This is a genomic window from Pedobacter sp. B4-66 (assembly GCF_018492665.1).
Classification (GTDB): domain Bacteria; phylum Bacteroidota; class Bacteroidia; order Sphingobacteriales; family Sphingobacteriaceae; genus Pedobacter.
Map to the genome: position 1 here is coordinate 384,397 of NZ_JAFVME010000009.1, position 24,885 is coordinate 409,281.

The following is a 24,885-nucleotide window of genomic DNA, read 5'->3' on the forward strand; positions in this document are numbered from 1 at the left end:
TATACCCCTACACTGCCCCTACAAAAAGAATTTGAATGGCTATATTTCATAAGAAATACCACTACATCACCACTACACAAACAAAACAAACTATTGATTTACAGATAAATAATGCACGTTAAGAACCTTCAGTAGTTCTTGATATTTGGACTAAGAAGTCGTACAGATTTGTTTCGGACTGAATATGAAGTTTTTTTCTTAAACGGTATCGTCCTACCTCTACAGCTTTGATTGTAATATTCATTAATTGCGCTATTTCCTTGGTAGAAAGATTCATTTTAAGATATGCACATAACTTAAGTTCATTCGGGGTGAGCTCTGGAAACTGATCCTTAAGCTTGTTAAAGAAATTCGCATTTACATTGTTAAAATGCATAGAAAAATTGTCCCAGTCCTGATCACTTTTTTCGACGTCCCTTATTAAACGGATCAAATGTCTGAAACTTGGTGAACTATCATTGATATCATGATTTTTAATTACACTAGAAATCACTTCTTTTATTTTAGCTAAAACCTTCCCGCGTTGAACAAGATGCATCGTCATAGTAGACAATTCTCTATTCTTGTAGCTTACATCTGCTTCCAACTTCTCATACTCTAAACGCACAATCTCTTTTTCACTCCTATCAAGCTCCAGTTGATGCAAGTAACTTAACTTGTTCTGCGCCAGAATATGCTTCTTCTTTTGCCATTTAAACAGCATATAAATCATCACGGATATGAGTAGCAGATAAAACATAAACATCCAGATAGTTTCATACCATGCAGGTAAAATCTCAAAGGTATATCCTACTACTTCGGAGTCATTTCCAAGACTATTTCTTGCCTTTACATTGAATGTATATTTGCCGGCAGGTAGATTAGTGTAATCCTTTTCACTCTTATGAGTCCAGCCAGACCATTCCTTATCAAAACCAACTAGCTGATAGCAAAATTCAATATTTGCTTGATGCTCAAATAAGGTAGAAGAATATTCAAAATGAAGCGAGCTATAGCGATTTTCAAGTTTTAAAATTGAGGATTGATCTTGAATATCAGCGATCCTATCCTTGTTCATAAAATATCCACCAAATATTGTACTATCCTTTTTACCTAAAAGCTTTACTGATCCCAGCAAAACATTAGGTCTTGATAAATTTTCCAGATACTTAGTATAATTTAAATGATAAACTCCTTTATTAGCTCCTATAAATACATTCTCGCTATTTAAGAAATAAATAGATTCAAATCCTCCAACTATTTTTCCATCCAATTGTGGGAAGTAATGCATGGTAAATGGCTTAGTTGCTGTAGGGTGGTCAAAATCCAATACTCCAACTTTTTTTTCGGAAACAAACCATAAATTACCCTTACTATCTTCTTTAAGGTATTGAATTCCCATTTTTTTAAGCACCCCACTGAACATAGAAAAAGGCTTAAAATTGTCTTTAGATGCATCATACTCATATATCCCCTCTTTGGTTGCTACAACAACACGGTTTTTCATTTTAAAGACATAATTATATAAATGGGATGGCAAGCCTTGCTTTTCTGTATAGACAGTGAATCTCGTTATTTTCTTAAAATCTTCAGATAGTTCAATCTTGTAAACTCCATGATAAGGATGTGAAGCCCACAAATTATTATTTGCATCAAAAGCAATAAATCTTAAAGATTCAGTCCGTCCTCCAATTTTACCTAGATTCGTAAATTCTCCATTGTTGTAGCTTATCTTTTGAAGGCCCAGATACGTGCCGGCGATAATATCTCCTGAAGGAAAAACTTTTGAGGTTGGCTCAAATAGCCAAGTTCCCGGACGGTTATATATCTGTTTGGCAATATCATTCTCAACCGCAAAGAATCCATCCTCGTGCCCCATTAATAGCTTATTATTTATTTCATCTAGATTCCATACCTGACCCTTAGAGTTTTTAACCTCAGTAAATGTTCCAGTCGACAAGCTTAAATCGGTAACCCCTGACTCAATTTGAGTTACGTACAATCCATTGGAGCTTCCGATGTATAATTTATCTTCAAAGTCGCGTATGGCATAGCTTGTGATCTGTTTATTCTTATCTGGAGATATACTTTTTACAGCACTATTAATAGCAATATAATCAATACCATCATCCAAAGCCAGCCAAAGGTTCTTACTTTGATCTGTTATAAATCCTCTTACATTATTATTCTGTAATCCATCCTTGTAAGTATACTTCTGTAACACCTTTCCTTGTTTATTGATAATAAGAACCCCTGCTGAGGTTGTTGCAATAACATATTTATCAATATCTATTCTACTGGCGCCGTAAATTCTATCATTATAGAACAATTGATCAAGATTGGTTGATTTAGGGATAAGCTTACCATTATGCATTAAAAACAACCCATTTTTTAACGTAGCTACCAGTAAAGTATCCTTATTGTATTCCATAATGGATGTTACAGCTGATTTCAGCAAAACAGGATCTGAGCAGTAAGGTTTCCATACCTCTCCATCATAAACCATTAAACCCTGCCCCTTTGAATGGGCAAAAAACTGATGATTGCCCTTCCCTGCAAACTGCCATTCAACATCGGGTTTATACGGTTTTACAACTCCATCTTTATAATAAAGAATGATATTTGTTGTTCTGAAGATTACGGCATTATCAATGATAGAGACATTCCATATATCTGCAAAACTGCGGTATTTTTCAGGAATAAGGGGGATAATAGAATGGTATTTTAATATCCCATTTTTTTCAGGATAAAAATATCCTGCCTCATCTTGTCCCCCAACAAAAATTCGATCGTCAGAATCTATTTCAACAGATCTTACAGCAGTAAAATTGGGCAATTTAATAAGATTCCAAAACCTACCGTCATAAGTTAAAAGCCCTTCATTATTACCAAAATATAAAATGCCTTTCTTGTCCTGGACAATATCCCAGTTTTGTATTCCGGCTTTATACTGATCAATGTTATAGTTTATTATTTGAGGTGTACCAATTTGGCCCAGGCTTTTAAAATAGGTAAAACAGGATACAATTAGGATGATTAATAGGGGTTTCCTCATAAATTGTAACAGAAAAAAAATCCGCATTTGGTTAGTCACCCAAAATACGGATTTTTGATTAACATAGGTATCTCACCTACAAATCAAATCTTACATAAAGCTACCGTCGCCACGGCGCATAACGCCTCTGCCACCACGCCCTTGAGCACCAGACCATTTTTGTAATCTCATACTTAGTTTAAGCATAAAGTACCTGCTTACAGGATTTACTCTTGTATTTACATAACCACCATCATCCGGTTGCTGTGTCCTTAGAAAATTATTCTGATTTAAAATATCAAATGCCTGAAACGTAATCTGGCCCCTGCGATTAAACAGTTGGCGCTCCAAACTTGCATTTATCACTAGAGGACTATTATTTGTATTTCCGACTATACCATTAATGAACTGCTTACTACCATTGTAACCAAACATCCATACATCCCATAAATACACTCTTCCATCTAAATTAAGAGAAAGCGTGTTGATATTGTTATTACCAGAACGAAGTGTTGACTTAGATTTTTCGTGTTTGTATCCGATATTCGGATTGATTTCGAACCATTCCGTAGGATTAATTTTTGGGCCAAAGCGTTGATCGAGAACAGTGATATCAGTAGTATTCAAGATACCGTCCCTCATGCTCAGGTTATGGCTATAACTCACCGTACCGTTAAGCTGCAAATTATATTTCCTGTTGCTGAGCTGCTTACTGATGTTATAATTACCGGTCAGTCTATAAACTCCGCTAACGTTCAAAAAGTGTGTTTCATTAATTTTGCTACCAGGGAGATTTGGATCCGGATTGTCAACAGTCTCCACATTTCTGATTACAGCATTTTCTGTATAAGACCCATTTGCATTTAATGAAAGATTGAGCTTCGAGTTTGCTATATAATTATTGTAATCACCTCTTAAAATATGAACAAAAGTGGCAATCAGATCCGGATTACCAATAACCGGATTATTTGGATTTGTAACATCCCTTACAGGCTGTATCTGATCAAACGTTGGTTCTACCGCATTCCCTGAATAGTTCAAAGATACTTTTTGCTGTCTGCTCCAACGGTATTCAAATCTTGCTATAGGGATCAGGTTAAAGCTACTCCGGTTTGTTGTCGTACCCAGACTTATTTTAGTTCCCGACAATAAAGCTGGTACACCTGTTAAACCAACAGAAAAACGAACTTTGGAGGTATTAGCCATTCCGTACCTAAAATTCAACGCAACCCGGCCTTGTGTAAAGGAATAGTTATAAATGTTACTTAATGAATCTATAATACCGGAAAAACCACCATCTAAAATATCCCTTGTAGTCGCGGTATTGTCATAACCATTATAGTTCACCTGAGCATTCACCTCAAATTGAGTATTGACTCCAAGAGGCTCCACATAAGTCATACTTCCGCGATAATTATCACGTCGATTCTTACGTGCTATGATCTGATTAATTACAGAATCTTTACCGTCTTGTGCCGCTTCGGTATAATAGGTTGTGAAGTTATATCTTTCCTGCTCGTTATCCTGATTATTTTTATTCAGATCTATCTGTGCAGAAAAATTCCTTCTGTATTTTTTAAATAGATGCTGATAAAAAGTAGAAACACCGAATCCAGGTGCTGTGCTCGAATTTGAATTTGTTATGCGACGATCCTGATCCAGTCCCATTGAAAGACTACTTCCTCTTTGACTTAAGGTGGAAGAACCATCATTATCAGTAGAATTAGACTGAAAAGTCGGGGTAACTTTAAGGTAATTACTTGAGTCAAGATTTACTTCAAATTCAAGTTTAAAATTATGGTTATTTGATTTTTGCAAACCGGTGCTTGAACTATTGGAGTGCAATTGGCCATTATTTAAAATACTTAGGGATTCGGTCTCATTCAAATTGTCTCCATTAGAATTTTGAAATTGATAACCCAAATTATACTCTATTTTTTTTCCGATTTTATCCCGCAAACTGAATCTGGCATTTGCATTCTCTGTCGATCCACTTAGTGCATTAAGATTAATCGCATCTTTGTAATTACCGTTTATCCCAATCTGTTGATTTCCGTTAATTCGTGTAGCAAATAATCCAGCTTCCTTTCTTTCATTACTCCCTCCGGCAGTGTTCAGATTCACCATATTTCCAACAGACTTATCCGTTCTCGTAGTAATATTCAATATCTTTTGAGGATCACCATCCTTAACGCCTGTACGAGCTGCCTGATCACCATAATCATCAACAATCTGAATTTTATCAACGATCTCAGCAGGAAGATTTTTAATTGCGTTTGCAATGTCACCCCCAAGGTATTCTTTTCCATTCAATTTGGCTTTAGTAACTGTTTCTCCCTGGTGAACTAAAGTTCCGTCAGTTCCTACCTCCATACCTTCCATTTTTTTAAGCAGTTCATCTACAGTAGCATTCTTTCGAACAATATAGTCGCTAGCCTTATACTCAACTGTATCTGTTTTATAGGTAATAGATGGAGTACCATTAATAACAACTTCGTTTAATGTATTACGTTCTTCTTTAAGAACTATTGGCTCCATTACAATTCTAGGGCTGGTATCGTTTTGTTTAAAACGCATTGCCGGGGTTTTAACATACCCAATACTCTGAACTGTAATGATGTAAGTTGCTGACTTTACATTTCGAAATACAAATATACCATCAGTATTAGTACTTGTTTTTAAAGTATCCTTATCGGATGTTAAGCTGACAGTTGCTCCAATTACCCCAAGGTCTGTAGAGTCCTTTACAATTCCACTCACTTCTCGAGTGGGAAGTGGTGGCGGTGGGTTTTGTTCATTTGATGGCACTTGGGCATAAAGAATTATAGAACTGAATATCAGTAGAAATAGTACAATAGTAGGTTTCAATGCATTATAGAAATAATTCATTTTTCGTTATGTGGTTTGTATGTGTGTTGAATTTGTGTGTAGATTATTTAATGGTGTATTTTCCCCAAAAATCAGTTGGACTAGTTAATGCCTGATAATCTATACCTGAACTTCTTGACCCGAAGTTTCCACCACCACCTCTGTTACCACCAAAACCTCCTCTTCCACCCTCACCACCATCTAACCCTTGCAACTGCAAACCATTCAATTTAACGTTATAAGCAAATTCCTTTGGTGCATCCTTAGAGATCCCTAACTCTTCAAATGGGATTGCCAGTTCATAAAAGAAAGCCTTATCGTTTCCTATACTGGAAAATGCTTTTATTCCTAAATCATTATACACAGAGATAAGCGTATCAGTAGTTTTTTTAAACCCACTAATCTTAATTTCTTTGACTTGACCAAGTTGTCTTTTTTGCATTACTGCCATTGCAGAATCTCTTTGTTCAGGGGTTTGTGAACCTCTGCCACCACCATTCATTATAACCCCCATTTGACGTCTTCCTCCTTGTCCTCCACCTTGAGTAGGGCGACTAATCAATGGATAAGTAAGTGTAATACTTTCCTTTTCTTTCTTTTTTCCTTCAGTATTTATAGCCAATGTAATGCCACCAGCAAGAATCTTTGCATTGGTAGTTAAGTCAGTAGATTTAATAACCAGATATAAGTTCTTATCGTCATTACTCATCGTATAAAAAATACCAGTGCGTTTATTTTCGGCCTGAAAAGTATCATTCCATTCCGTGTTTCTTCCATCAATCTTTATGTTTGCCGGGGCTGTAACACTTACTTCTTGTACGTCTTTAAGCTTTTGTGCTTGCGCAGTCATATAAAAACCAGCAATTAATAAAGTATTTGCTGCAATTTTTAAGAATGTAGGTTTCATATTTAGTAAAAGTTTTGGTCATTAACTGTGAATTTAGAATTATGACTCACTAAACATGTTTAGGTTTAACCTTATGGGCAAATTTGTTTCTTAATATTCTTGTTACAATTAATATTACCATAGCATTCCACAATAACACAAATAAATGCACCTAGCAAACACAATAAAAAATACACCAACTAATGAACTTCCTGTACTTCTTTTTTCAGTTGGAATATGTAAATCAGATATGCCAATGCAGGGAGAATAAATATACTGCCAATCAATAAAGCATACCCCAGGGTATCTATTGCTTTTGCCTGTCCCTGATGGATAAGCAATGATAGATTCGATCCATTTTTTATTAGCACTATGTCTGGAAAATGAGAATACGTGGCTGCAAACAAAATCATAGTAACCTGAAATCCGGCTAACAAACGAAGAAAGACTGGCTTTTTCCGTTGTAGTAAGAAAAACATAATAACCAACGATATACTTGCAGCTATAATAACTATAAGACCTAGGGTATCTCCAAAAATCCAGGTGGCCAACGGAATATTTTCATGATAAGCAGCAACAAAAACTAAAGCTCCGCAAAACATAACTATATATATTGTACGTCTTGCTTTCCTAATAAAGAAGCTTCTATCATCATCATTTGCAGTCTGTCCAATTATAAAAATAGTAGCTAAGAAACCACATATGCTAACCGTAAATATACCAACAGCAACAGAAAACCAGTTTAACCAACTAAAAACATAAGCGGACAGAAAATCCTGGGCCTGCATATCTATCTGACCCGATACCGAACTTGCGGCTATAATACCTAGAAAGAATGGCGTAATTAAGCTCGAATATATAAATATAGGCGTATATACCTTTTGCATATCATCTTTAACGGCATCGTAATTTCTAAACACAAAAGCAGTACCTCTGGCAATAATACCAAGAAGCATACATACCAATGGAATATGCAAATAAATTGAAACAGTAGTATAAATTTTAGGAAACCCTACAAAAAGGATAACGATGGCAATGATTAACCACATATGGTTTGCCTCCCAAATAGGACCAATTGCTTCATACATCGTTTTACGTGTTTTAGAACGGTTCTTTTTGGAAGTAAAAAGTTCTATAATTCCTGCGCCAAAATCCGCACCTCCTAATAAAACATATAGTAAAATTGACGTCCACAGGAAAACTATAACAACATAGATCATAATCTTAATTTTTATGAGGTTTAGTACTCGAATCGTATAATTTGCCAACCATGGCAATTTGACGGTATAGGAGTAAACTCACTATAATGGCCAATGATATATATACTGCTGTAAAGAGGTAAAAAGAATAAGCAATTCCTGGCATTGGAGTTACAGCATCTGCAGTACGCATAACCCCTTGAATTATCCAAGGTTGCCTGCCCACCTCGGTCACTGTCCACCCTGCCTCTAAGGCTATAAATCCCATCGGGGTTGCAATCACAAAAAGTTTCAATAGCCAGTTACTTTTAAGCCACTGCTGCTTTTTCCAAAGTGCAATAAAGTATAACAAAGCAATCAATACCATCGCCATCCCAAGGCCAACCATAATCTGAAACGCATAATGAGTTACTGCAACTGGTGGCTGATCCTCTTTTGGAACCGTATCTAACCCTTTCACTTCACCATTAAAATCTCCTGTAGTCATGAAGCTAAGGAGGCCGGGAATTTTAATTGCATAATCAACCTTTTTATTGGCAGTATCAGGTATTCCTCCAATAATTAACGGTGCATTTCTCTCTGTATGAAAATGGGCCTCCATTGCCGCCAGTTTTGCAGGTTGACGATGAGCAACATCTTTAGCAGAAATATCTCCACTTATTGGCTGTAAACAGGCCGCCACTGTTCCAAACACGGCTGCTATTTTAAAAGCTTTACTATGAAATGTCACATTTTTGCCTTTAAGAATCATTAATGCATGTACACCGGCTACCGCAAATCCGGTAGATACGAATGCGGCAATGGACATATGAAGTGCCTGAGAAAACCAGGCATCATTAAACATTGCTTTTATAGGATCAATATTTAAATATTTTCCATCTACAAAATCAAAACCCGCAGGGCTATTCATCCAGGCGTTAGCAGCTACTACCAGAATCCCTGATAATAGTCCACTTATACCAACAACAATACCTGTAAACCAGTGAAACCATGGATTAAGCTTCCCCCATCCGTATAAATAAAACCCCAAGGCTATTGCTTCTATAAAAAACGCTGTCCCTTCTAAAGAAAATGGCATTCCAAAAATTGGACCTGCATGCTCCATAAATGTTGGCCATAACAATCCTAACTCAAAAGACAACACTGTCCCTGAGACTGCCCCTGTCGCAAAAAATATAGCTACCCCTTTACTCCAGGCTTTAGTAACATCCTTATAAACAACTTTTTTAGTTTTTAGCCAATAAAAATGGGCAACTGTCATAAAAAAGGGCATCACCATACCAATACACGCAAATACAATGTGAAAGCCAAGAGAAAAGGCCATCTGAAGTCGGGCAGCTAAAAAATCGTCCATATTAGGGGCTTAATAAACGTTAGTCGCTAAAAGAAATAGTCAAGTAAAAGTACATTTTTTAAGTACAGGAATGCAATTTAGGATTGCATTTAAACCAATACTTTTATCATTATTTCAACATATTTTCAATTCATTTAAAATAATTATATTTCTTACAAAGAAATAACAAGCTAATTATAAAGAAAATAAGGTTGTTGAATGAAATATTTATAAATATGTTTGATGAGTATTAATTGCTTACAATTTAAAAAAGGAATCGATGACTATTTTAAAATTTAAATGCGTTGTTATTATCAGTGGAGTTGTTTTACTAATCTCATCATGTACAAAAAACAAACCTCCTAAAGAAGAGAAGGATGAGCCTATTATTAAAGAACCTGTAAAAGGGCTATTCCTACCAATAAAATTGGAATCAGGCAACCTGGTTATTACCCTAAAATACAATGAGAATTCAGCTCTTATTTCAGAAATTAAAACTTCTGATGGATATAAATTTAAAATTATATACAAGGAAGGGTTACCGTCTCAATATGATAAGTATATCGGCAAGGCACTTATTCAATCCATTTATTGCATTAGGGTTCCAGATAAGGATCTAAAAGTTACATTTTTTGATGTCGAAGGGCAAGCCTATTCACCTACTGGCTCACTTATATTAAAACAAAATCTTCAAAATCAGGTGAGCTCTATCCTCGCTTCAGGTACTGGTCATTCATACCCCTACAAAGAAAGTGACTGGCATTACTCCTCCAAAGGTAACACATCAGATATTACAATTAAAAACTCTCCTACAAATAACACTTCCATTACATATACTTATGATGAGAAAAATGGAATTTTCAAAAATGTACAACATTGTCAGCTTCTATTTCTGGCAATAAATTTTCAGCTTTTTTCTGCCGATGTGAATAATAGATTAAGCTATTCAAATACAGGTACTCCTGGTGAAAATACTAACTTCACATATCAATACAATGCTGATGGTTATCCAACTCAATTCACAATAACCAAAAGCAAGCAAACATTTAGGATCACCTACATTGAACTTCAACAATAATGTTAGTCGCTCAGTAACTTTTGTGCCCTAAACAAATTATCTGAACACTGGAGAATTTTGGCTTTCAACTTTGGATTATATTGAGGATTTTTTTCTAAAAAGTCCTCAATAATCTTTAAAGCCTCTTTACTCTGATAATATCCAAACGTAGCTTGCAACCAATTTTGAGGAAAAAAGATATCACCAGTCTTTTGAATCTCACTTAACATATCAAGACTTTTCTCCAGATAGCTAAAGGAACTTCTCTGTCTAAGAGGATGGTGAAGATAATATAAAGCAGCCCCAACATTTGATTCTTTATCTCTATTGTATTTTAGCTCAAGGCTTTTAAAGAAGTCATCCCTTTTTTTCATTGAAGAAGATACGGCAGGCATAATAAATTCAAACCTTTTTCTTCTATCAACATTGGTTATCCGCTTTAGTTGTTTATCTAAAATAGAACTATCTCCATCTCTCAATACCAGAGAAAAAGCCAATGAAGTATAGTCATCTTCCGTAAGTTTTATTCCGGCCGGAACTTTTTGAGTTTCCCAAATCGCATTTAGTCGTTTACCAGCTTCGGCAGACTGATAAACATCCTGATAAGTTTTAAAAAGTACTTTCTTATTATTTGGCAAAATTTGTTTCTGCATTGAGTTCCATAAAGCAAATTCTAAAGATGCAAACATACTGGTCCGTTCATGTTCAGAAATAAACTCCCAATAAATATTACTGATGTAGTTTGTAATCAATTTCAGATTTAGCTCTTCCTTTTCCTGATGGAGACCTTTTATAAACAGATTTAACAGTTCCAATGGTTTTATATATCTGCCATTTAACATATTCTCATATAATGAGATATAGGCAGAAGATCTATTTACAGCCTTTCCGATCAAATATATTTCATTAAAGATTGACTTATCCAATGGCCAAAGACCATAGCCCTGTCCGGATGAATTAAATAAAACATAGGACGGAAGTTCCATTCCTTCAGCCTCTTTTAACTCTACACTTTTACCATTAAGATTAACAGTTAGTTCTTCATTACGATGAGGATAATAAAGAGTTACCTCCATTAGTTGAGGCCAAATCCTATCAGCCCCGTATTCAGACTTTTGCGTAATTACAAACTTTTTAATCTTATTGTTAGCTTTTTCAATTGTATAATCTATTACTGGTCTTCCAACTTCATTTACCCAAACTTTATTCCATTTTTGTAAATCAGCATCTGTGTATCTGTCCAGAATTGTTATCAGATCAGGCCAGGAAGCATTCTTATTGGTAAATTCTTTTAGATATTCCCTTACACCCATCTGAAACTTTTCCTTTCCCATTAATCGTTCTAATTGCCTCATAATAATAGGAGCTTTATGATAAATAATATTACCATAAAGGGTTCCGGCATCTTTTAGATTGTCTAAATCCTGTCTTATCGGATTTGAGCCTTTAGTCCGATCAATACTGTAAGCTGCAGGAAAGTGATCTGTAAGAAATTTAAGATCAAACACATCTTTCCCTGTAATCTCCTCCGTACTCTTATCAGCCATAAAGTTTGCAAAAACCTCTTTCATCCAGACATCACTAAACCAATTCATCGTTACCAAATCTCCGAACCACATATGAGCAGTCTCATGAGCTATTAAATTGTTCCGTGAATTTAACTGATCTTTAGTTGCACCTTCATCTAAAAACAAAGCCGAAGACTTATACTGAATTGCACCCACATGCTCCATTCCCCCAAATTGAAAATCTGGGATAGCTACAAAGCCAAATTTTTGGAAAGGGTAAGGAATCCCAGTCCAATTCTCTAAATATTTCAGGGATTTGGTGTGAATATTAAAAACTTCATCCACACTACTCTTTATGGTTAAAGGATCAGTTTCTCTGTATAGAAAATCAGTTACCATATTACCAACTTTTCCTTCGGCTAACGTAAATTTCCCTGTTGCAAATGCAAACAGATAAGTACTCAAAGTATCTGATTTATTGAAGTGATACGTTTTCCGGTCACCAGTAATTACAGAATCTTTTAATATACCGTTAGCCATTGCTTTCCAATCGTTAGGAACTTTTAAAGTAAGGCTGTAAGTGGCTTTTAAATCCGGCTGATCAAAACAAGGGAAAACTGTTCTGGCCCTATCCGGCACAAATAAAGAATATAAATAATCATTATTTCTATTCAGTGCAGCCTCACCTGCTTCAAAGTTTATATTTATTACATTTACTCCTTGCTTTAAGTATTTGGACTCTACAATAAGGTGTTCATCTTTATGATTTACATCTACATTCACTCCATTTACCTTCAAAACTTTTATTTTTTTTGCATTTTCTCTAAAATCCATCTGTAATGGATATTTATTAGCACTAAGCTGAAATGTAACCTCTTCTACAGCACTTATAATTTCATCTCTGTTTCTTGGAATATCCAATTCCAGTTTATAATTGATATTACTCAAAACAGATTTACGATAAACAGCTAGGTTTTTAGATACTCCTACCTCCAAGACAGGCTCCGATACATATCTTACACCCGAACATGAGACAAAAAGAAACGCTAAAACTGCTATTGAATTACGCAAATTAACCATAGCAACGAATTTAAGATTTTGTTGAATTAAAGAGTCAAATAAGTGGTAATTTAGCATCAGCAAAACTTAGATCAGCTCAGCTTACGCTCGCTGATCACCTAAAACAAATTTATGATCATGAAAAAGACATTAACAACAGTACTATTTATTGCGTTAGCAGTATCGTTACAATCTGAACTTAAGGCTCAGGGCATAAAAATGCCTCAGCCCAGCTCTGGACAAACCATTTCTCAGGATTTTGGTCTTGGTAAAGTAACCATCAATTATTCACGTCCGAATACTAAAGGCCGTAAAATATTTGGAGGGTTAGAGCCATATGGATCAGTTTGGAGAACAGGCGCCAATTCTGCAACTACTATCGCTTTTACAGAAGCAGTAAAAATTGGAGGAAAAGATCTTTCTGCCGGAGAATATGAATTATTTACTATACCAGGTGAGAACGAGTGGACAATAATCATAAACAAAGGATCAAAACAATGGGGTGCATATGAGTATAAAGAAAGTGATGATGTTTTACGTGTAAAAGTTAAGCCTACTAAGCTGAAAGAGAAAGTAGAAACATTTACCATTCAATTTGCAGATGTTTATCCAGGTACTGCTAAATTGCAGTTAATGTGGGAAAACACAGGTTTAACTGTTGATCTATCTACTGATTTTGATGCTAAAGTAATGGCTAGCATTGACGAAGCAATGAAAGGTGATAAAAAACCATACTTCCAAGCTGCATACTACTATTTTGATAGTGGAAAAGACTTAAAAAAAGCACTTGAATGGGCTACCGCCGCTGAAGCTGCTGATCCTAAAGCACCTTGGGTTAAATTATTAAAAGGACGTGTTCAATTAAAATCCGGAGATAAAAAAGCTGCTGCTACTACTGCTGAGGAAGGAATAAAATTAGCTACTGAACTTAAAAACCCTGAATATGTTAGATTACACACGGGCTTATTAGCAGAGGCTAAAAAGTAACAATCAGGATTACTAAGTCAATAAAAAACCCGGATACTCATTTACAGTATCCGGGTTTTTTATTAGACTCTCACTTACTTAATGACAATATGCTTAATGTTCTTTCTATCGAAAGTATAAGTAATATGCACCTTCCCATCCTTGGATTGGATTATTGACGGATAACTAAACTCTTTCTTAGTATCACCATCTTCCAGTATCAAAATATCATTCCATTTTTTGCCATCTACAGACAAAGCGACATTTAACTTAAATCGCCCATTAAACCATTCCTTACCTGGAACAGTTGGGTTATAGACAATCATAAATGTTCCGTTTTTTAACGTTTGGGCATCAGTTCCTGAATTAGGATTAAGCAAACTAGTCGCGCTCAACTTACTCCACGTTTTACCATTATCCTCCGACCATGATTCAACTACTGCCCCTTGCTTACTTCTACATAGTATTTGCAGCTTCTTATTTTTATGAAGTAATATGCTTGGCTGGATTACATCAAACTTACTCTCCGGGTCAACAGGTATAATTGTCCATATTTTACCCCCATCTACAGATCTTTCTATATGTGCACTCCATTTATCATTTGTTTCAGTACTTGATGGAGACAAAATTGTACCATCAGCTAACTCAATTGGCTTATTTTTTATTGGTCCAAGCACTCCATCAGGCAAGCGAATTTTAGCAGACCATGTTTTTCCATTATCATCGGAAGTTTTCATCATGCCCCACCACTCCCTTGGCGAAGGCCCCTCTTTATAAAACAAGAATAGTTTTCCCTTTTTTGTTTTAAACAATACAGGATTCCATAATGGAGATGCCCATTCCCCATTTACCTTACCATCGGCAATAGCAACAGGACTAGTCCATTTTCCACGCTCATTTATAGACATCCAAATTCTTACGTCTTTACTTCCTTCATGGTTACCGCCAAACCAGGCAGCCATTAATCTTCCCCCGTCTAGCTCAACCAATGTAGAAGCATGACATTGATCAAATGGAGGATTATTAAATATTAGTTCATCAGTTGTCTTTTTCCACGATTGCTGTCCAAATGTTATTACTGTTGAAACAGTTAAGATAAAAACAGTTAAAAAACTTCGTATCATATTACACATTATTATTCTCCTCAACAATTTTAGGTTTCTTCATCGTACTCTGGATAATCACAGATAACAGAACGACTAACAAACACCCAATTATATTAAGCCATAAGTAAGCAACAAGATCAAGTTTACCAATAATAACAATCACTAATTCAGTTGCTAAAGCTGCAAAAAACACCGCTCTCCCATTTACTTGCCTCACATAAAAGGCAACCAAAAAAACACCAAGTATGGTACCATAAATATATGACCCAAGTATATTCACTGCCTCCAGTAAATTACCTATTTTACTTGCATAGAGTGCCATAATAACACAGATTACCCCCCAAAATACAGTTGCAAGTCTGGATGCTTGGAGGTATTCATGATCTGAACCATCCTTTTTGATTAGTCTTTTATAAATATCAATTACTGTTGTGGATGCCAAAGAGTTTAATGCACTGGCCGTTGACCCCATAGATGCGAGGAATATAATTGCGATTAGCAGTCCTATTAGGCCCTGCGGCAAATATTGAGTTACAAAGCTTAAAAATATATAATTATTGTCTTTAGTATTTGCGTGCTCATCATTCTTCACCATCAGGTCTGTAGCCTGTTTTCTAATAGATTTCTCTTTTTCATCTGCCTGCTGCAGAGCCTTTCGCTGCTGATCAATCAACAACTGATCATCATTATCTAAAGCAGAATTCATTTTATTAACCTCTACCTGCTTCTCTTCAAAAGCCTTATCATAATCGGCCTTTATTTTATTTAGCTCGGGATTATATTTACTATTTTCAAGTTTACTCAACTCAAAACTGTTAAAGAAAATAGGCGGCTTATTGTACTGATAGAAAGTAAACACCAATATCCCAATTAGCAATATCAGAAACTGCATAGGTATTTTGACAAGGCCATTCATCAATAAGCCTAGTCTGCTCTGACTAATAGAAGCACCCGACAAATACCGCCCAACCTGGCTCTGATCTGTTCCAAAATACGATAATTGCAAAAAGAAACCTCCCACTAATCCTGTCCATACCGTATATTGATTATTAGGGTCAAAAGTAAAGTCTATTGCATTAGCTCTGCCCATTTTACCAGCTATACTTATCGCTTTTACAAAACCAATATCAGCAGGTAATAAGTGAACTACCATAATGCCTGCAGCAAACAAACCACAAAAGATAATACTCATTTGAAGCATTTGTGTATAGGAAACAGCCTTTGTACCTCCATAAACAGTATAAAACACCACCAAACTTCCAATAAACAGAGTAGTGTAAGTTGTATTGATATTTAAAATGGTAGAAAGAATAATTGAAGGGGCATAAATAGTAATACCGGTAGAAAGCCCCCTTTGAACAAGAAAAAGAAAAGCTGTCAAAGCTCTTGTTTTAAGATCAAACCTTTGCTCCAGATATTCATACGCAGTGTAAACTTTTAACCGATGAAATATAGGTACAAAGGTGATACACAACACGATCATAGCCAATGGTACACCAAAATAAAACTGCACAAAACTCATCCCTGAAGAATAAGCCAGCCCTGGTGCCGACAAAAAAGTAATTGCACTGGCTTGCGTAGCCATAACAGAAAGGCATACATGATACCAAGGCAAGGATTGATTACCAAGCAAATAGCCTTTAATATTTTGTGCCCCACGACTTTTATAAATGCCGTAAACCACAATTACAACGAGTGTAAGAATTAATACTGCCCAATCTATAACACTCATTCGAAATATCTTGTAAATGCGTAAAGGATCAGGATCAAAAATACAAGCCAACCAATTAGCAACCGGTAAAACTGTTTCCAGGTTTTAACAAAAGGCGGTAGCTCTTGCTCTGGGTTCTCTGGTACCTGGTTGTCATGTTCTGCCATGTTGTGATGATATTACTTCTTAACTGATATTAAATTCACAAATAATCTATACGCACCAGGCACACCTGCCGGTAGCTGTCTGAAAAAGGATAAACCAGTGTAAACGAACCTACCTTTTCCATAATTTGCTATGATTAAAGATCCTGTTTTATCACTTTCACCATTGTCATGCATACTTAACAGAGTTCTATACTTCTGATCAATATCCGTAACAAAATACAATCCCCTTTCCTGTACCCATCCTTCAAAGTCTTTGTCCGTAATTTTATTTGGGTAATTTAAAACAGGATCTGATGGATTCAATATTGTAACCTTAGCATCCTCCTCAGTTACCCTATCGCGCGATACACCAAATGGATAAGGGCCTAAATTATCTAACTTCAGTGGTCCATTTACATTGTACTGTACCAAAAAAGTACCCCCATCGTTTACATACTTCATCAACTTGGGCTGCATACTTTTAACCTGCTCGCTTACATTATACAATCTCACCCCGGCTACTATTGCATCGAAGCCAGAAAGATCACTGTTAATAACCTGTTCTGCAGTCAAATTAACTACATCGTAACCAATCTGTTTTAATGATTCGGGAACAAGATCTCCAGCACCGGCGATGTAGCCAATACGCTTTCCTGCCAACTTTAAATCTACCTTATCTACCCTCGCTTCCGCAAATGGAAAAAGCGTTTGAGTAGGGATATGTTCATAATCTATCACGTGTAAACCTTGATGGTAAGTTTTACCATCAACAACAACATTCAAAATCAAATTACCACTTTTAACATCTCCAGAAGGAGTAATCGTAAATTCAACAGATTCTTCTTCGCCTTTTTTAGAGAGGCTAAAATTCAGGCTCTCCGGAGAAGCTTTCCACCCTGCCGGCAATTCAGGTTTTAATAATCCTGCTGCATTGTCTTTAAAGCTTTTGAGTTGAACTAATATTTTTTTAGGTTCGTTATTATTAAATACAAATGCCTTTTCAGTCATAGTTGACGTAACTGGTGGAGCAATTATCAAGGGTTGATAAATTTCACCACGCACCTGATCAGTATATTTATACACAACAGCTCGTTTTTTTTCAATCACCTGATCACCTATTTTAATCCTAAATAGACCATTTAAACCAATCGGGTTTTCGGCAAGGCCTATCTTTGATAATGAATCAACTACATACGAACCCAAAGTGTGTTTCTTCTCCAACCAATAAGGCTGAGTAATCCCAAAGCCGGATGTTGAGATTGTTTTATCTTGAGATACGAATTGATTAAGAGGTAAATCGAAAGAAGCTTTACTATTGATCTCCTCAATGCTAATCTTTAAAGAAAATCCTTGTCTGGCTCTTGCTATAGCCTGAATCCTTACATTAACAGGTTCATTTAAGGCATATGAAGAGTTTACTGCTGCACTTTCAAACCAGATTCCGGCACACGCTAAAATTAAGGCATCTAACAAATCATGTTTAAAAGGTTTTCCCTTTACCAGTTGCTTTAGCTTTAAAAGTTTTATAACTGATTTAGATGGATCGGCAACATCATATTCTGCATTAATCTCAGAAACAAGCCTTTGTATTTCGCCACTTCCAGGAGTTCGGTTAAGGGTAAAATCAATGCCATCAAATATATCCTTCGTGGCTTTTTCTCCTGCCACATAGCTAAAATACTCAATTGCCGAACCTCGTTGTCTTGAAGAACCAAATCCCTGACTTCTATGATTAGATCTACTTTCAGCAGCAATCTCGCCATAGCTTTTACCCAGCAAGGCGTTATACCCCCCAACATCAATCTTAAGCTGATCCTCCGAAGTAGTATTGTTACCCCCGAAATTGAAGGTATTCCACAGAATACGTTTTGCCTGCCATGGTTTTACAAAAGCAAGCTGTTCAGGAAATCGTTTCGGATCAGCAGCAGCTGAAAAAGCCTCGTGAGCAAGTATTGCAGAGCCAGAATGATGTCCATGGCCAGCACGCGCATCTTCAGGAAAACGAGTAATAATTACATCAGGTTGAAATTTTCGGATTACCCATACTACATCAGCCAATATCTTCTGCTTATCCCATATCTTAAAACTCTCATCAGAGTTTTTCGAGAATCCGAAGTCATTTGCCCTTGTAAAGAATTGTTCAGCTCCATCTGTTCGTCTGGCAGCCAATAACTCTTGAGTACGTATCAAGCCAAGTAATTCGGCCTGTTCATTTCCTATAAGATTTTGCCCCCCGTCCCCTCTGGTTAATGATAAATAACCGGCTCTCACCTTTTTCTCTTTTGCGAGATAACCTAATAAACGGGTGTTTTCATCGTCGGGATGTGCGGCAACGTATAAAACACTACCAACAACATTTAATCCTTCAAGGCCTTGTTTAATCTCGGCAGCATTAAGCTGCTGCATATTCTGAGCCTTAATTAAAGAAGGAACCAGAACAGTTAGCAGTAACAGGCATAAACGTAACTTCATATACAGATCTTAGATTATCCTTGGAAGATAATCTTTTTTTAATTATTATGATGCTATCATAAGCTTGAATTATTACATTCTTTACAAACTCATGATAGCTCGAAAATAACTAAAAATCATCAATCCGGAGTGTTATTAAAAACTAAACTCCGTAACAATCCTGCAAAAATACGACGTTTCTTATAGGAGAATTTTACTGCTTACTTCTTTATCTATAGTAATAAAGCCAGGATATTTTACCAATCCACCTGCAACCTTAATACTTGGTCTTATTTTCAATGTTAATATCCCTTTCTGTTCAGGACCATTTTTTCCAGATTGTACAAAGTCGGTAATCTCTTTCATTACCTTACTATTTGAAATAAATGGATAAATGTTTGCCTCCATATCAACGGGAACGACTGTAGATTGACCAGCAGCAATATTTACTTCCTGATTTACAAATCCAGAAGCTAGTTCTTGTCTGTTGATCAATATTTTATATTCAAATTGATTAATAGCAGCATCATTACCAGAAGGATTTTTCACTTCTAAATTTAGTCTGGCTCTTAAAGGAATATCTCTTCTTAGTAATCCTAAAGCAAGTCCGGGAAGGCTCCCCAAATTAATATCCTGATTAAGGATCATCTTTTTCACATCAGCTCCGGCAAGCGTAATTTCATCAGCCGAAGTGACCCTATATTTACATCTTTCCAGTGCTTTTATTTGTTGCGCCTGCCTGTTTATACCACAGCCAGCTAACCCTATCGCCATCAGGCAAACTAATAATATCTTTCTCATAACAGCTATAACGGATTATCCAGTGAAATTATACAAATAGACTTCAATTATCGTCTGCGACTGTTCATACTACGGCTTATTAAGTGATCTACACTATACTTACCGGAACCAGCCACTAATAAAAACAAATAGGTAACTAAGAAATGTACTGCTAGCTCTTTTTTCTCAAATGCATCAGGTGCATGAATAATTAAAACAGCAACCAACATAGTTATAATAAGAGGTATTACCGCCAATCTCGTTCCCAAACCTAATAAAACTAAAATAGAACATACCACTTCTGCAAATATAGTTAACACAAGAGATGTAGCCTGGCCAAGTCCAATTGGATCGGCAAATTGAATTTCTCCTCCTGCTAAAAGCCAAGGCAATTTTTGAAGTCCATGTGTAAGCATAAATGCAGCAATAGCAATACGTGTAACAAGCAGCATGAAATGTATGCCTTCATTGTTGAAATTAGTGTTAAATAGTTTTCTCATCTTGAAATTTTAAGTTTTCTCTTGTTGATAAATATAGAAATTTTGGTGATTAATTAATTACTAGTGATTTAATGAACCCAGAAATAGCATCCTGAAGAATCATCTTCTTCTCTGGATCAGGTTTACCTACCTTTTGGATCATCTCTATTGAAACTAGCCCATGAAGTATCGAAAGATAAGTATGGTATTTTAAAAAGTAGTTAGTTTCAGTATTATTACTGGAGGCAATGGCTTCCTGTATGGTGGATATCATAACGCTTGTCATGAGTTTCATTTCGGCAATCTGGTTTACCATTTCACATGCAGGTATTCCTAACCCAAACATCAATTGGTAATATTCTTTGTGTTCAAAAGCAAAGTCCCAGTAAGCATGGGCCATTGCTTCGAGCTGTTCGGACGGGTTACTATATCTGCTCTTCACTTCAAGAAGAGTATCTGCTAACTTTTGAAATCCTTCTTTGGTAAATTCCAATAGAATAGCTTCCTTATTCTCAAAATGATTATAGATAACGGGAATGCTGTATTCAATGGCATCCGCAATTTTACGGATAGACAAGGATTGCCAGCCGTCGCTTAGCACTTGCAGCCATGCAGCTTCAAGAATACTAGCTCTGAATTCTTCCTTTTGTCTGATTTTACGTTCCGCGATTCCCATACTAGTTTAATTTTAGTTAACAGTGTTAACAAAAGTAATGGGTTTAATATACAATTAAAATTTCAAATGCTTTTCTGACTTAATTACAACAAACCTCAATTTACTTAACCTGAACTGCAATAATATTGCGAGATCACCCTTTAATCATTCTAAAAGTTAAATTGATTCTTGGTTGGGTCTCTACCACTGTTTTCGGCAGTCTGTGCTCCCAATATTGCTGCGTCCCACCTTTCATAATCAACAGACTTCCATGGGTTAATTCAATTGACACAATTGGCAACTTATCTTTGTAATTTCTGAATTGAAAAATTCTTGAAGCACCAAAGCTTACCGAAGCAATAACCGGGAATTTGCCCAGATTCTTTTCATTATCCCTATGCCAGCCCATATAATCTTTACCATCCCGATAATGATTCAACAAGCAAGCATTAAATTTAGTTTCTAGCATCATTTCAATGCTCTCTTTTATTCTTAGAAGCGTAGCCGTCCATGGCGTTGCATACATCGTAATGCCAGAATAAGTGTAATTAACACCATCATCACCATAGAAAGCTGTAAACCGAGGTTGTAAAACTTCTCTACCAAACATCTTTATTGGCTCTTGTCTCCATTCAACCTCTTCAGTTAATCTATCCAAATACATATAGCTATCTTCTTCTGTAAAAAACTCAGGGTGAAAAAATGCCTCACCAGGTAACGTTAAAAGATTTATATGATCGCCATAGATTTTTTCCATGTCTGCAATTTAAGTATTGTTTAATAAATTTAGCTACCCCCACATCCATGAGGGCAACTAATGCTAAAAATACTTAATTACAAATCATGTTAATCTCTATTCCAAAATGCAGGTGGCTCAATGCCTAAACTGCGTAAATAGACTGTGCCTTGTGCACGATGATGAATTTCGTTATCAATAAAGTAAAGAATGATGCCATAAGCCTCCCCTTCATACTGGCCAAAAGCCAATACTATTTCCTGAAATTTTGCTTCAGGAATTTGCGCCCAAAAAGTATTGATTTCATCTGTAACTGAATCCCATTGCCTCAACAACTCTTCTTTTGAACTTGCCTCAGACTTTCCAGAATGATGATCCATTTCATTAATCGTTGTCCAAACATCTGTGGCTATACCTTTTACGCCCGGTCCTGATATACTATTAATTTCGCTTACCATACCCGAGAATGGTCTCATTCCCCCGATAGTGTACTTAAATAATTCTTCATCAGGAAAGGCTTCAATTACGCGTCTTGTAAGTCTTCTATGTCCTTGCCAGTGATTTAACAAGTCTATTGAATTCATAAACAAAGGAGCGATCGTTGTTTCGGTGGTTGTGTTAATCGTAGTCATAATCTAGAGTTATTAGTGGTTAATTTTATTTCTTACACAAAGAAAACTAGTCGCACTGACAACCCTATGGCAGTCCGTTTTTTAATAGAAAAGATTTCACTATATTTGTAAAAAATAAAGTCATGCTACGCCTTAAACATATCCAAATAAATAACATTAGCCAGTCTCTTTGGCTCATGTACTTGGGTATGGATTTTAGTTTTAACTAAAACATCTCAAGATCTAAACAAAACTCATTTATTTTATTAACATCAATTTGTTGAGGTAATACTTATCAAATTATACATATATCCTTATGGACATTTTATACACTGTAGAAGAAAAGTATCTACAGGCAATAGAAGAACTTCATTATGGCGAACTGCCAAAAGCGCTTCACTTTTTTCATGAAATCATCAATTCAGATCCAGAATATGCCAGAGCATATTACCAGTTGGGTAGTTTTTACTATTATCAATTTAAAAATTATCAGACTGCCGGCTACTATTATAAAAAGTGTATAGAACTTGAGGCAGATTTCCCTGATGTTTATGAACATTATCTAAAGCTATTGATTACTTTAAAGATGCATAAGCTAGCTCAGAATATAGCTGATAAGGCATTAGCTGTTCCCGGAGTTTGCAAATCTCATATCTATGAGAACCTTGGCTTAAATGCTGAGGAATTGCAAGACTTTACTACAGCAAAAGAGCATTATAAACAAGCAGCGCTAGCCACTGCCTCACAGGATGAGCATGAGCAATTTAAAGATCACTTAAAGCGTATTAAAGATAAGCAGAATGCAAATCGAAATATGGTTTATGCTTACCTGGGTTAATTGATATAATCAATTAACCCTAATTTCATTTACACAATTTTCTGGATACTACCCTAAAAAACTATTTATGTTTTTTATCTCCGGTATAAATCATTTCGCCAGCCTTGACCTTAAGCTTAATATCATTTTCTACAGGAGGTTTAGGGCACTGATATCCATCACTATAAGCACAATACGGATTGTATGCTTTATTGAAATCTACCTCAATTACATCTCCAGAAATATCTTGACTGCTTAGATCAATGTATCTTCCTCCTCCATATGTTTCCTCAGAATTACTTTCATCGGTAAATGGAAGAAATAAATGATTCTTATATTCCTCAACCTTGGATAAAGAAATGCTTTTATATACTGTCAACTTCTGATCCACTCCATTCAACTTAAAACTAAGAATAGCATAACGGATATACTCTCTGCTTGTCCCTGTATATGTAGGCATTTGAAATGGACTTTCATTCTTTAAAAGCTCTACTTTCGCATTTACTCTATAATTACTATCAGCTTCAAAAAAATGTAAATTCTTAAGGTCATCCTGTTTTAAAGGAGAACGAAAATCCTTTAAGAAATCTTCCTTGTAATGCTCACGATGCTTTTCAATCTGCGTCTTATAACTTTGTCCAAAACTGTTCAATTGAATCATCATAAACAGTATAAAGAAATATCTAATCATATTATTAAAATCTAGCCGACAAAGCTATCGATTTATATATTAGAAAATATAATTTACAGTTAATGGCATCCCATTTGTAGCTTAGATTAATGTAATTTGACACTTGTAAACTAAAATATAACGGTATGGCTACATTCTCAGAAATGATCAAAGGTGATAAACCGGTTCTTGTAGATTTTTATGCTACCTGGTGTGGCCCATGCAAAGTTATGGCTCCAATTCTCGATACACTAAAGAAACAGGTTGGAGAGACTGCAACTATTTTAAAAATAGATGTCGATAAGAATCCGGCCGCTGCCGCTGCATATGGCGTCCAGGGCGTACCTACTTTTATATTATTTAAGGAAGGCAAGATTCTTTGGAGACAATCAGGAGTTATTCAGGCTATGCAACTGCAACAACTCATCAGTCAATACGTTTAACCTACTCCCTTTTTCGTACCGTTAGATCTTGATTTTTAATAAGCTTTAACCATTAATAGCATCTTCTAACTTGGATCCATCTTTTGTTAATACTTCAAAATGATGGCTTTTAGATAGCTTTAACAGATGGCCTATAAAATCGGTTGCGGTTGGGTACACATGCTTATCGAATTTAAGAATGGTCTCGATCTTGTTAACTGCATTAACATATTCGTCTTTGATTTCCTTTTGATTCATAACGTATTATTTACAGATGAAATTCAATAATACAATATACAAATTAATTCTATATCAATTAAGTAGCTAAATCTTAATAAAATAAACCAGTATAGTACAAACTGTCTATAAACAAGAAAACCCTGCAGCTTTTAGCTACAGGGTTACTTTAAGA

The 24,885-nt window shown here is 35.7% G+C and carries 20 protein-coding genes; 4 read left to right on the forward strand and 16 right to left on the reverse strand.

The features are described 5' to 3' along the window. Positions 1-118 precede the first annotated feature (118 nt). The 5 genes from J1905_RS16660 to J1905_RS16680 form a co-directional block, all read right to left on the reverse strand. On the reverse strand, positions 119-3,034 hold the full coding sequence (locus J1905_RS16660) for a ligand-binding sensor domain-containing protein (protein WP_214228412.1): 2,916 nt from the start codon (positions 3,032-3,034) through the stop codon (positions 119-121). Positions 3,035-3,124: 90 nt separating this feature from the next. Beyond that, complete coding sequence (locus tag J1905_RS16665; RefSeq protein ID WP_214228413.1) at positions 3,125-5,902, reverse strand: outer membrane beta-barrel protein; 2,778 nt, start codon at positions 5,900-5,902, stop codon at positions 3,125-3,127. Between the two features lie 43 nt (positions 5,903-5,945). Then, the gene (locus J1905_RS16670; protein WP_214228414.1) at positions 5,946-6,788 is read right to left on the reverse strand and encodes a hypothetical protein; all 843 of its coding nucleotides are present in this window, start codon (positions 6,786-6,788) and stop codon (positions 5,946-5,948) included. Positions 6,789-6,967: 179 nt separating this feature from the next. After that, positions 6,968-7,987 (reverse strand): cytochrome d ubiquinol oxidase subunit II, encoded by a 1,020-nt coding sequence (locus J1905_RS16675; RefSeq protein WP_214228415.1) that lies wholly within the window; start codon positions 7,985-7,987, stop codon positions 6,968-6,970. Positions 7,988-7,991: 4 nt separating this feature from the next. Next, a complete protein-coding gene (locus J1905_RS16680; RefSeq protein WP_214228416.1) occupies positions 7,992-9,320 on the reverse strand; it encodes a cytochrome ubiquinol oxidase subunit I in 1,329 nt (442 codons plus the stop codon). Positions 9,321-9,579: 259 nt separating this feature from the next. On the opposite strand from J1905_RS16680, the gene J1905_RS16685 reads away from it, so the two are divergent. Further along, positions 9,580-10,377, forward strand: coding sequence for a hypothetical protein (locus J1905_RS16685; RefSeq protein ID WP_214228417.1), 798 nt, complete (start codon positions 9,580-9,582; stop codon positions 10,375-10,377). A gap of 2 nt (positions 10,378-10,379) precedes the next feature. Here J1905_RS16685 and J1905_RS16690 read toward each other — a convergent pair whose 3' ends face one another. Beyond that, a complete protein-coding gene (locus tag J1905_RS16690) occupies positions 10,380-12,944 on the reverse strand; it encodes a M1 family metallopeptidase (protein ID WP_214228418.1) in 2,565 nt (854 codons plus the stop codon). Positions 12,945-13,061: 117 nt separating this feature from the next. Here J1905_RS16690 and J1905_RS16695 point away from each other — a divergent pair, with 117 nt between their 5' ends. Continuing rightward, positions 13,062-13,910, forward strand: a complete 849-nt coding sequence (locus J1905_RS16695; protein WP_214228419.1) for a DUF2911 domain-containing protein — start codon at positions 13,062-13,064, stop codon at positions 13,908-13,910. A 74-nt stretch (positions 13,911-13,984) separates the two neighbouring features. Here the strand turns inward: J1905_RS16695 and J1905_RS16700 are convergent, their stop codons facing one another. From J1905_RS16700 to J1905_RS16735, 8 genes are all read right to left on the reverse strand, one after another. Then, on the reverse strand, positions 13,985-15,013 hold the full coding sequence (locus J1905_RS16700; RefSeq protein ID WP_214228420.1) for a sialidase family protein: 1,029 nt from the start codon (positions 15,011-15,013) through the stop codon (positions 13,985-13,987). Position 15,014: 1 nt separating this feature from the next. After that, complete coding sequence (locus J1905_RS16705) at positions 15,015-16,727, reverse strand: sodium:solute symporter family protein (protein ID WP_214228421.1); 1,713 nt, start codon at positions 16,725-16,727, stop codon at positions 15,015-15,017. Between the two features lie 158 nt (positions 16,728-16,885). Continuing rightward, entirely contained in the window at positions 16,886-19,324 is a 2,439-nt protein-coding gene (locus J1905_RS16710) for a PIG-L family deacetylase (protein WP_214228422.1), read from the reverse strand. Positions 19,325-19,504: 180 nt separating this feature from the next. Continuing rightward, positions 19,505-20,104: an LEA/WHy family protein gene (locus tag J1905_RS16715; protein WP_214228423.1), complete on the reverse strand. Its 600-nt coding sequence runs from the start codon at positions 20,102-20,104 to the stop codon at positions 19,505-19,507. A gap of 47 nt (positions 20,105-20,151) precedes the next feature. Further along, positions 20,152-20,583, reverse strand: a complete 432-nt coding sequence (locus tag J1905_RS16720) for a DoxX family protein (protein ID WP_214228424.1) — start codon at positions 20,581-20,583, stop codon at positions 20,152-20,154. A gap of 49 nt (positions 20,584-20,632) precedes the next feature. Then, positions 20,633-21,238: a TetR/AcrR family transcriptional regulator gene (locus J1905_RS16725; protein WP_214228425.1), complete on the reverse strand. Its 606-nt coding sequence runs from the start codon at positions 21,236-21,238 to the stop codon at positions 20,633-20,635. 133 nt (positions 21,239-21,371) lie between these two features. Further along, positions 21,372-21,974 carry an alpha-ketoglutarate-dependent dioxygenase AlkB family protein gene (locus tag J1905_RS16730; RefSeq protein WP_214228426.1) on the reverse strand — a complete coding sequence of 201 codons (603 nt, stop codon included), beginning with the start codon at positions 21,972-21,974 and terminating at the stop codon, positions 21,372-21,374. Positions 21,975-22,063: 89 nt separating this feature from the next. Further along, positions 22,064-22,585: a DinB family protein gene (locus J1905_RS16735; RefSeq protein WP_214228427.1), complete on the reverse strand. Its 522-nt coding sequence runs from the start codon at positions 22,583-22,585 to the stop codon at positions 22,064-22,066. A 295-nt stretch (positions 22,586-22,880) separates the two neighbouring features. Between J1905_RS16735 and J1905_RS16740 the strand changes: the two genes are divergently transcribed. Beyond that, the gene (locus J1905_RS16740; RefSeq protein WP_214228428.1) at positions 22,881-23,402 is read left to right on the forward strand and encodes a hypothetical protein; all 522 of its coding nucleotides are present in this window, start codon (positions 22,881-22,883) and stop codon (positions 23,400-23,402) included. A 61-nt stretch (positions 23,403-23,463) separates the two neighbouring features. On the opposite strand, the gene J1905_RS16745 is transcribed toward J1905_RS16740, so the two are convergent. Continuing rightward, positions 23,464-24,072 carry a DUF1684 domain-containing protein gene (locus tag J1905_RS16745; protein WP_250318125.1) on the reverse strand — a complete coding sequence of 203 codons (609 nt, stop codon included), beginning with the start codon at positions 24,070-24,072 and terminating at the stop codon, positions 23,464-23,466. A 125-nt stretch (positions 24,073-24,197) separates the two neighbouring features. On the opposite strand from J1905_RS16745, the gene trxA reads away from it, so the two are divergent. Next, positions 24,198-24,494: a thioredoxin gene (gene trxA / locus J1905_RS16750; RefSeq protein ID WP_214228429.1), complete on the forward strand. Its 297-nt coding sequence runs from the start codon at positions 24,198-24,200 to the stop codon at positions 24,492-24,494. A 45-nt stretch (positions 24,495-24,539) separates the two neighbouring features. Here the strand turns inward: trxA and J1905_RS16755 are convergent, their stop codons facing one another. Continuing rightward, entirely contained in the window at positions 24,540-24,731 is a 192-nt protein-coding gene (locus J1905_RS16755) for a hypothetical protein (RefSeq protein ID WP_048906978.1), read from the reverse strand. Positions 24,732-24,885: the final 154 nt, after the last annotated feature.